General features: G+C 71.6%; 9 protein-coding genes and 1 other RNA gene. 7 read left to right on the top strand and 3 right to left on the bottom strand.

Features of this window, described 5'->3' with window-relative positions:
* Nucleotides 1–218: 218 nt before the first annotated feature.
* The gene (locus ABZ842_RS33130) at nucleotides 219–371 is read right to left on the bottom strand and encodes a hypothetical protein (protein ID WP_361545399.1); all 153 of its coding nucleotides are present in this window, start codon (nucleotides 369–371) and stop codon (nucleotides 219–221) included.
* Nucleotides 372–611: 240 nt separating this feature from the next.
* Here ABZ842_RS33130 and ABZ842_RS33135 point away from each other — a divergent pair, with 240 nt between their 5' ends.
* Together ABZ842_RS33135 and ABZ842_RS33140 are read left to right on the top strand one after the other, a co-directional pair.
* The gene (locus ABZ842_RS33135; protein ID WP_361545402.1) at nucleotides 612–1,826 is read left to right on the top strand and encodes an IS256 family transposase; all 1,215 of its coding nucleotides are present in this window, start codon (nucleotides 612–614) and stop codon (nucleotides 1,824–1,826) included.
* Entirely contained in the window at nucleotides 1,823–2,155 is a 333-nt protein-coding gene (locus ABZ842_RS33140) for a hypothetical protein (RefSeq protein ID WP_361545405.1), read from the top strand. The genes ABZ842_RS33135 and ABZ842_RS33140 overlap by 4 nt, the downstream gene beginning before the upstream one ends.
* 592 nt (nucleotides 2,156–2,747) lie before the next feature.
* Here the strand turns inward: ABZ842_RS33140 and rnpB are convergent.
* Nucleotides 2,748–3,154: RNase P RNA component class A (gene rnpB, locus ABZ842_RS33145), an RNA gene on the bottom strand.
* A gap of 99 nt (nucleotides 3,155–3,253) precedes the next feature.
* Here rnpB and ABZ842_RS33150 point away from each other — a divergent pair.
* The gene (locus tag ABZ842_RS33150; protein WP_361545408.1) at nucleotides 3,254–4,015 is read left to right on the top strand and encodes a MerR family transcriptional regulator; all 762 of its coding nucleotides are present in this window, start codon (nucleotides 3,254–3,256) and stop codon (nucleotides 4,013–4,015) included.
* On the top strand, nucleotides 4,012–4,644 hold the full coding sequence (locus ABZ842_RS33155) for a hypothetical protein (protein ID WP_361545411.1): 633 nt from the start codon (nucleotides 4,012–4,014) through the stop codon (nucleotides 4,642–4,644). Before ABZ842_RS33150 ends, ABZ842_RS33155 begins: the two co-directional genes overlap by 4 nt.
* A 30-nt stretch (nucleotides 4,645–4,674) precedes the next feature.
* On the opposite strand, the gene ABZ842_RS33160 is transcribed toward ABZ842_RS33155, so the two are convergent.
* Nucleotides 4,675–6,174, bottom strand: coding sequence for an RNB domain-containing ribonuclease (locus tag ABZ842_RS33160; protein ID WP_361545414.1), 1,500 nt, complete (start codon nucleotides 6,172–6,174; stop codon nucleotides 4,675–4,677).
* A 280-nt stretch (nucleotides 6,175–6,454) separates the two neighbouring features.
* Here ABZ842_RS33160 and ABZ842_RS33165 point away from each other — a divergent pair, with 280 nt between their 5' ends.
* The 3 genes from ABZ842_RS33165 (at nucleotide 6,455) to eda (ending at nucleotide 8,625) form a co-directional block, all read left to right on the top strand.
* Complete coding sequence (locus tag ABZ842_RS33165; protein WP_361545417.1) at nucleotides 6,455–6,808, top strand: hypothetical protein; 354 nt, start codon at nucleotides 6,455–6,457, stop codon at nucleotides 6,806–6,808.
* 271 nt (nucleotides 6,809–7,079) lie between these two features.
* On the top strand, nucleotides 7,080–7,880 hold the full coding sequence (gene yaaA / locus ABZ842_RS33170) for a peroxide stress protein YaaA (protein WP_361545420.1): 801 nt from the start codon (nucleotides 7,080–7,082) through the stop codon (nucleotides 7,878–7,880).
* 118 nt (nucleotides 7,881–7,998) lie between these two features.
* Nucleotides 7,999–8,625, top strand: a complete 627-nt coding sequence (gene eda / locus ABZ842_RS33175; RefSeq protein WP_361545423.1) for a bifunctional 4-hydroxy-2-oxoglutarate aldolase/2-dehydro-3-deoxy-phosphogluconate aldolase — start codon at nucleotides 7,999–8,001, stop codon at nucleotides 8,623–8,625.
* The last annotated feature ends 108 nt before the right edge of the window (nucleotides 8,626–8,733 follow it).

The raw sequence follows: 8,733 nt of genomic DNA on the forward strand, positions 1-8,733 counted from the left end.
GGGCGGAGACGCCGCGGAGTCCCAAAATCAATCCGCGCCAACTGCCTCGTGCACTAACTCGTGCACTAAAGTGTTTACCCGCTGCGCACCTTCCCGGAGGGTACGTCGGCGGTTCTCAAGGTGCCGATCCTCGGCGATGAGCGACGAGTGGTCTCCACTGCGTGCCACACGTGGTGTGACTGCGGATGCCCGGTAGGGCGATCCCTGCCATTCCCAGCTCACGCCACCACGTCCATGGCGTCATGGTCCTGCAGTTCCACGTCCCGCATGCCCCGCTGCCTGCTCGACCTCTTGCGCACCTCTGTCAACAGGTCGGGGTCGACATGCTGATAGGGACGGCTCCACGGAGCAGGGCCGGCGTCGACCGTCACGAACTCCACTCGCTGGGCCGCCGGACCGCTTCCATCAGCCGGTCGCGATCCCGGACTGCACGCGAGGAGTGATACATGGCGCCGTCGCATTCGATGCCAACGCATACGTGCGAGTGGAGCAATGCTCAAGACCTGTGGATCGGTTCCGGGAGGGTACGCGGAGGGCGTACCTTCCCGGATGATCCTGTGATGGTCACCGAGTAGGCCCGCGTTCGCAGCGCGGGTCGGGAAGGCACGTCCGTGCTCAGCGTAGTCAACGCCGATGGCTCCACGCAGTCTGGCTCCCTGATCGACGAGATCGTCCGCGAGGGTGCCCGCCGGATGCCGGCCGCAGTTCTGGAAGCGGAAGTCAATCAGTACATAGCCGAGTTGGCGGCGGATACCGACGAGGCAGGTCGCCGCTTGGTGGTCCGCAACGGCCACCACCGGCCGCGAACCGTGATCACTGCCGCCGGCCCGATCGAGGTCCGGGCCCCGCGCGTGAACGACAAGCGGGTCGACGGGACGACCGGCGAGCGCAAGCGGTTCTCCTCGAAGATCCTCGCACCGTGGTGCCGCAAGTCGCCCAAGGCCAGCGAGGTGCTGCCGCTGCTCTACCTTCGTGGACTCTCCTCTGGCGACTTCCTGCCCGCGCTGGAGCAGTTCCTCGGCTCGGCCATCGGGCTGTCGTCGGCCACCGTCACTCGGCTGACCAAGCAGTGGGGCGAGGACCACGTCGTCTTCCGAGCCCGCGACCTGTCCGACCGCGACGTCGTCTACGTATGGGCCGACGGAGTGCGCCCGAAGGTCCGGCTCGGGCAGGCGTACCCGTGCGTCCTGGTCCTGCTCGGCGTGCGGGTCGACGGCACGTCCACGGAGTCGTGGGCCGACCCGCTGCGCGACTGCCGCCGACGCGGCATGCGCGACCCGGAGCTGGTGGTCGGCGACGGCGCGATGGGGCCGTGGCGGGCCCTGGCCGAGGTGTTCCCCACCACTCGCCATCAGCGGTGCTGGGTTCACCAGGCCCGCAACGTCACGAACGCTCTGCCGAAGTCCGCGCAACCGGGCGCGACGAGGGCCATGCAGGAGATCTACCACGCCGAGGACCGCGCCCACGCCGAGAAGACGATCGGGACGTTCGCGAAGACTTATGGCGCGAAGTGGCCCAAGGCCGTCGCGAAGATCACGGACGACGCCGAGGAGCTGCTGGCGTTCTACGACTTCCCGGCCGACCACTGGATCCACCTGCGGACCACGAATCCGATCGAGTCGACGTTCTCCACCGTCAAGCTGCGAACCAAGGTCACCCGTGGTGCCGGCAGCCCGGCCGCGGCCCCGGCGATGGTGTTCAAGCTCGTCGAGTCCGCCCAGGCCCGCTGGCGGGCGATCACCGGCGCACACCTCGTCGCCCTGGTCCGCTCCGGCGCCAAGTTCGAGAACGGCGTCCTGGCCGAGCGCACCGAGGTGGCAGCATGACCGAGCCCCTCACCCCCAGCAGCCATCCCGTCGAGGTGGAACTGGCGATTGATCAGGTCACCATCGTGAACCCGGCCGAGGCCACCGCCACCGTGCGCTGCATGCTCGGGCCGGTTCGTTGCGGCGCCCGATTCGACCGCATCCGCGACTCGACAGAAGCCATCGACCTGGAACTGACGCAGATCCTCGCCTACCACCGTCCCGTCGAGGAACTCGACCCCGTCCACACCGCGCTCGTGACCCTCCGAGGCACAGGAGTCCAACTCCTGACGTCAGCTACCCCGAGCTCCCGCTGGCAGGCCATCAGGGGGACCAACCCGCGGCCATGACCAAGCCATCCACAGGTATTGACGATTACTCCGACCGCTCAGATCCACCAGAGAGGTGCGCCAGCTCTCAAGCTTCGCCTTGAGGCGGTGGAGGTCCTGACTTCCCCCCGAAGTCACCCGAGTTCATCACGCTGGTCCCTGGTGTTGTCGCTTCTGGTCCGGCGGAGCACCGACGTCAACGGCAGTCCACTCCGCCGTCAACGCAAAGCGCGGCCACAGAAGTCCTTACTGTCCTGGTGGCCGCGCAAGTCCCGCTGTTCCCCCCTGGATGCGGAATTATGCGGTCAGCCCACCAGTGCGTGAAGCGTTCGCTACGGAATGTCTTCTCGGTGGCCACTAAGCCTCGCTGCGCCATGCGGTGCCACCGCCCACCTCCCACAACCGGCCCCGGCAGGGGCAGTCACCGTCGCGCACGTCTGCGGCCAGTCTGGGGAACGCCTCTGCCCCGATTCGTGGTTACGTCCGTGGCTACTTGAAGCCGTGCTCACATCCGGGCGGTCCGGTTTCAACTGGCCTAGGGAGAGTCGGCGGGCTCTCCCCTTGCAAGAAAGGGCCTCTGACCTGAAGATCTGCTGGTCAGAGGCCCCATCGACAGACGAGCCGGGCTGTACGCCGGGTTCTGTGCCCCGGGACCTCGCGGTCGTCGGGGCGACGGCCATCCATCTAGGACCGGTGTTGCCACCGGCCTCGTGCGGTCTACCCGCGGACTCGGGCGGGCAGCCCTCGAACGTCCGCGCAGGGACGCGTAGGCGTCCCCTTTTGACCTTGCTCCGGGTGGGGTTTACCGAGCCGCCTGGGTCACCCCAGGCGCTGGTGGTCTCTTACACCACCGTTTCACCCTTACCGGGATCCGTACGGATACGGTCCCCGGCGGTCTGTTTTCTGTGGCACTGTCCCGCGGGTCACCCCGGGTGGCCGTTAGCCACCACCCTGCCCTGTGGAGCCCGGACGTTCCTCGGGAAGCCCCGAAGGACTTCACGCGGCCGTCCGCCCGGCTCGTCTGCCGTGTCGACCATGCTACCCGCCCCCGGACCGGGGCCGGAGCGCCCGGGTGGCCGCGCTTGACCTTGCCGCAACGTCATGGTTTCCACTGGAGGCATGAGGATCGGAGAGGTCGCAGCGCTCGTCGGGGTCACCCCGCGCACCGTACGTCACTACCACCACCTGGGGCTGCTCCCGGAGCCGGAGCGGCTGCCGAACGGCTACCGCAGCTACGGACTCCAGCACGCCGCGACCCTCGCCAGGATCCGGCGCCTCACCGAGCTGGGGCTCGGGCTCGCGGAGGTGCGGGACGTGCTCGCGGACGACGCCGGGCACGAGCTGGTGGAGGTGTTGGAGGAGCTGGACGCGGACCTGGCGCGCCAGCAGGCGGCGCTCGTGCGCCAGCGCGGCAAGCTGGCCGAGCTGATCGCCCGGGCCCACGCCGGCACGCTGCCCGTCGAGGGGCCCGTGTCGCCGGAGCTGGCGGGGTTGTGGGGGGCCTTCGCGCCCACCGAATCCGCCATGGCGGCCAAGGACCGCGAACACATGGCGCTGCTGGACGCGGTCATGGACCCCGCGGACCGGGGGCCGCTGTTCGACGCGCTGCGCCCGCTCGCCGAGGGCGGGACGAACTCCCGGGTGCACGCCCTGTACGAGCAGTTGGACGAGCTCGCGGACGCCTCGGCGGACGACCCCCGGGTGGCGCCCCTCGCCGCGGAGCTGGCCGACTGCATGCCCGATGAGCTGGTTCAGATGATGGGCGACCAGCCGCTGGAGGAGGGCGGACTCGCGGATGCGCTGTTCGCCGACTTCTCCCCCGCCCAGGCCGAGGTCGTACGGCTGATGGTGGCGGCGCTCGTCGCGCGGAGGACGCCGTGACGGGCGGCGGGCGGCAGACGCGCACCCTGCCGCGGGTGGTGCGGCGGCTGGCGCTGCACGAGGTCCGTTCGGTGTACAGCATCTGGCTGTGGGTGCGTCGGCGCCGGCACGGGGTCGGCGCCGACGACCACGCCGCCGGGTACAACTCCGCGCAGGCCGCGATGATGTGGTCCTGGGTCGGCCTCTCGATCGTCGAGACGGTGGCGCTCGCGCTGCTGATCCCGTGGCCGCTGGTGCACGCGATCACGCTGTACCTGGGCCTGTACGGGCTGGTCGTCATGGTCGGCATCCTGGCCGCGTGCGTGGCCCGGCCGCACGTGGTGGGCGCGGACGGCTCGCTGCGGCTGCGCTACGGCGCTCTGTTCGACCTGCGCATCCCGGCCGAGGACATCGTGCGCGTACGGATGGACCGGCGGTACCCGGACGGGCAGGCGATCGCGCCCCGCGCGGACGGCTCGCTGGACCTGATCGTGGGCAGCCAGACGACGCTCGCGGTGGAGCTGGTGGCGCCGGTGACGTACGTACGACCGCTGGGGAGGACCGGCAGCGCGCACACGATCCGCTTCCACGCCGACGATCCGAAGGCGCTGCTGGCGGCGCTGAAGCGGTCGGAGCGCGCGGCGGGGTGAGGTGACGGGGTGAGGTGGGGGCCGGGTGGTTCAGGCGACGGCGAAGAGGACCCTCGCCGTTCCGGGGCGGGCCGCCGGGTCCGCCCTGGTGAGCCGTACCCGCAGGGGTTCACCCAGCGGTAGCGCCCTGCCTGCCCCTGCCACTGCCTCTGCGTCTGCCCCTGCCTCTGCGCCGTCCGCCGTGACCCGGGCGACCACCGCCGGGTCGCGCAGTTGGACCGTGCCGATCGCCGGGTCGTCGTCCCGTACGTCGACCACGTGCCCGTCGAAGACCTCGCCGACCCGCCCGTTCAGCACGGCCGCCTCGACGAGGTCGACGCACTCCCGCTCCACCGCCGCCGCGCGCCGGGCACCGCCGGCCATCTCGGCCGGCAGGTCGTCCAGCGCGGTGAGCACCCACTCGGGCACCCCGCTCCCGGCGCAGGCGGCGACGCACAGCTCGCCCGCGTAGCGGTCGACGAGCCGGCGCAGGGGCGCGGTGCAGTGGGTGTAGGTGTGGGCGACGGCCGCGTGGACGGCCGGGTCGGGCAGTCGGCCGCCGGTGAAGACGTGATAGCCGGCGCCGCGCAGGAGGGTGGTGCACTCCTGGAGGAACGCGGCGTCGCGGGGGTCGTGCGGATCGAGGGAGCGGACGAGGTCGGCGTACGAGACGTGGTGCGGCCAATCGATGCGCAGGGCCCGCGCGGTCAGGCGCAGCCGGGCGACCGCTCCGACGGGGGCCGTCGGCAGCGTGCGCAGGACGCCGGTGCCGCTCTGCGTCATGACGTCGGCCGCGGCCATGTTGGCGAGCAGCGAGATCTGCGCGTTCCACCCCTCGACGGGCAGCGGGGCCCGGTACGCGAGCGCGTAGCCGCCGTCGTTCGTGGCGGTGATCTCCTGTTCGGGGACGCTGAGGGAGATGCCGCCGCGTTCGCGCTCCAGGGCCTCCCTCAGCAGTCCGACGTCCTGGAGCAGGGCGAGGGGTTCCTCGGCGGTGCCGTCGTCGATGCGGCGCTGGGCGGTGGCGTGGTCGAGCGCGGCGCGGCTGCGCACCAGGGCGCGACGGACGTCGACGGCCGAGGTACGGCCTTCGGCGTCGAGGTCGATCCGCCACAGCAGCGCGGGCACGGTGCGGTCGGGCAGGAGGCTGGCGGCGCCTTCGGAGAGGGCGGGCGGGTGCAGGGGGACGGTGCCGTCGGGGAAGTACAGCGTCTGGACGCGGCGGTGGGCTTCGGAGTCGACGGTGCCGCCGGGCGGGACGAAGGCGGCGACGTCGGCGATGGCGTAGTGGACGCGGTAGCCGCCGCCCTCCCTGCGGGCCAGGTGCATGGCCTGGTCGAGGTCGCGCGATCCGAGCGGGTCGACGGTGAAGAGGGGGAGGTGGGTGGCGTCGGCGTCGGGCAGCCGGGGCGCTGCGGCGGTGCGGTCGGCTTCGGCGAGTACGGCGGTCGGGAAGCCGGTCGGGACGCCGAGTTCCGCCCTGAGGTCGCGCAGCGCGCCGCGCAGCGCCTCCTCGGCTGCGCCGGTGGTGTGCATCACGCGGCGGGGCATGGATCGAGCGTATGGCGGTGCGGGCGGGGGCGCGCGGCGGGAGCGGGAGGAAGGGGGCGGGGCGCGGAAGCGGGCCGGGGAGTGGGCCGGGGCGCGGGGCAGGGAGTGGGCCAGGAAGTGGGCTAGGAAGTGGGCTAGGACCGGGATGGCGACAGTACGCCAGCGGGGTTTGGACGGGGTGCAGTGCGGCTGCCTGCGGGTTCGTCGGGGAGGGCAGGGACGCAACCACGCGTTCACTCTTGCGAGTGACTGTGGGTCATGGAATGCATACCTAACGTTGATGGCACGGAGGGGGTCGATCCTGCGAGCCCCCGTGGTCCTGGAGTTCACCGGAGGTATCGTCATGCGCCGTCTCGCCAGCACGCTGGGAGTCCTCGCCGCCGCTGCGACGCTCGCGGTCGCCGTCCCCCAGTCCGCGTTCGCCGCCAATGGCGACCTGATCCTCAACGGGGTGGTGCACCACGACCCGACCGGCTGTTTCGACAGCACGCGCAGACCGCTGTTCGTCGACAACAGAACGGACGAGTACGTCTTCGTGTTCACCGGCGCGGACTGCACGGGGCGGGTGATCGAGGTGATTCCACCGGGCGAGCGCGCGGTATCGGAGCTCGGTTCGAGCGTGTACGTCCGCTGACGTCGCGGCGTCTGACGTCGCGGCGTCGCGGACGCCCCGCACTCCTCTGACCGCCCTCGCCTACGCGACCTCTTTCTCCCGACCCACCTGAGCCCATCTCCGCCGGCTTCCAGCCGCAGCCGGACTGGTCGGCGGCCCGTGCCGTCGACCGCCTCGGGGCCGGGCCGCCCGTACTCCTCCCCGGGCGGCCCGGTCACCCCGGGGGCGTACGCTGACGCGGGGCCCGCTCCCGGCCCCTTCCTTCCCGTCAGTGTCCGTGAGGAGATCGTTCGTGCTCGTGCTGTTGCCGCCGTCGGAGGGTAAGGCCGCTTCCGGGCGGGGCGCCCCGCTGAAGCCCGAGTCGCTGTCGCTTCCCGGGCTCGCCGAGGCGCGCGCCGCGGTGCTGGACGAGTTGGTGGAGCTGTGCGCCGCGGACGAGGCGAAGGCGGCGCAGGTGCTGGGGCTGAGCGAGGGCCTGCGCGGCGAGGTCGCGAAGAACGCGGCACTGCGCACGGCCGGCGCCCGCCCCGCCGGGGAGGTCTACACCGGCGTGCTGTACGACGCGCTGGGCCTGGCCACGCTGGACCCCGCGGCCCGACGTCGGGCGCGCGCCTCGCTGTTGGTGTTCTCCGGGCTGTGGGGCGCGGTGCGGGTGGGCGACCGCATCCCGTCGTACCGCTGCTCGATGGGGGTGAAGCTGCCGGGGCTCGGCGCGCTCGGTGCGCACTGGCGGAAGCCGATGGAGGCAGCCCTGCCGGAGGCCGCGGGCGGCGGGCTGGTGCTGGATCTGCGGTCGTCCGCGTACGCGGCGGCATGGAAGCCGAAGGGCGAGGTCGCGGGGCGGACGGCGACGGTCCGGGTGCTGCACTCCCAGCTGGTGGACGGCGTCGAGAAGCGTTCCGTCGTCAGCCACTTCAACAAGGCGACGAAGGGCCGGATCGTACGGGACCTGCTGGTCGCGGGCGCGCGCCCGAAGGGCCCGGGCCAGTTGGTCGAGGTGCTGCGGGACCTGGGGCACACGGTCGAGGCGGAGTCACCGGCGCGCGCCGGTCGCCCCTGGGCGCTCGACGTGGTGGTCACCGAGATCCACTGACCGGGATCCGCTGCGCCGCTCCCGGCCCTGCACGCCACGCGGCGCCACCCATCTTCCGCGCATTGCATCATGCGCAACGTTCGTTGCGCATGATGTGCACCGCCGGCAGGATGAGGCCATGACCTCCGTTTTGGACCTCGCCCCCGTGATCCCCGTCGTCGTCATCGAGGACGCCGCTGACGCCGTGCCGCTCGCACGCGCCCTCGTCGCGGGCGGGCTGCCCGCGATCGAGGTCACGCTGCGGACGCCGGCCGCCCTGGACGCCATCCGCGCCATCGCGGCCGAGGTGCCGGAGGCCACGGTCGGCGCGGGAACGGTGATCTCCACGGCGAACGTGGACGCGGCGGTCTCCGCCGGGTCGCGCTTCTTGGTGAGCCCGGGCTGGTCGGAACGGCTGCTGGAGTCGATGCAGGGTTCGGGACGGCCGTTCCTGCCGGGGGTCTCCACGGTGTCCGAGGTGGTGACCCTGCTGGAGCGCGGGGTCAGCGAGATGAAGTTCTTCCCGGCCGAGGCCGCCGGGGGCACTGCCTACCTGAAGTCCATCGCCGGCCCGCTCCCCCAGGCCCGCTTCTGCCCCACGGGCGGCATCTCCCGGATGTCCGCGCCCGCCTATCTCGCCCTCCCCAACGTCGGCTGCGTCGGCGGCACCTGGATGCTGCCGCCGGACGCCATCGCGACCAAGGACTGGTCCCGCATCGAGTCCCTGGCAACGGAAGCGTCCCAACTGAGCGCACCCCAGGGATAGTTCGTATGCGGGTGCTCTGTGACTGTTCGCGCAGTTCCGCCCCCCATGCCCGCAGCCGTCGCTCTCCTTGATCTCGGAGAGGACGGTCTTCAACCGCTCCTCGAACTC

Source organism: Streptomyces sp. NPDC047315 (genome assembly GCF_040643215.1).
Classification (GTDB): domain Bacteria; phylum Actinomycetota; class Actinomycetes; order Streptomycetales; family Streptomycetaceae; genus Streptomyces.

Coding starts and splice junctions, on each gene's coding strand:
- ABZ842_RS33140 (WP_361545405.1), top strand. CDS start 1,823: ATGACCGAGCCCCTCACCCCCAGCAGCCATCCCGTCGAGGTGGAACTG.
- ABZ842_RS33150 (WP_361545408.1), top strand. CDS start 3,254: ATGAGGATCGGAGAGGTCGCAGCGCTCGTCGGGGTCACCCCGCGCACC.
- ABZ842_RS33160 (WP_361545414.1), bottom strand. CDS start 6,174: ATGCCCCGCCGCGTGATGCACACCACCGGCGCAGCCGAGGAGGCGCTG.
- ABZ842_RS33165 (WP_361545417.1), top strand. CDS start 6,455: ATGGCACGGAGGGGGTCGATCCTGCGAGCCCCCGTGGTCCTGGAGTTC.
- eda (WP_361545423.1), top strand. CDS start 7,999: ATGACCTCCGTTTTGGACCTCGCCCCCGTGATCCCCGTCGTCGTCATC.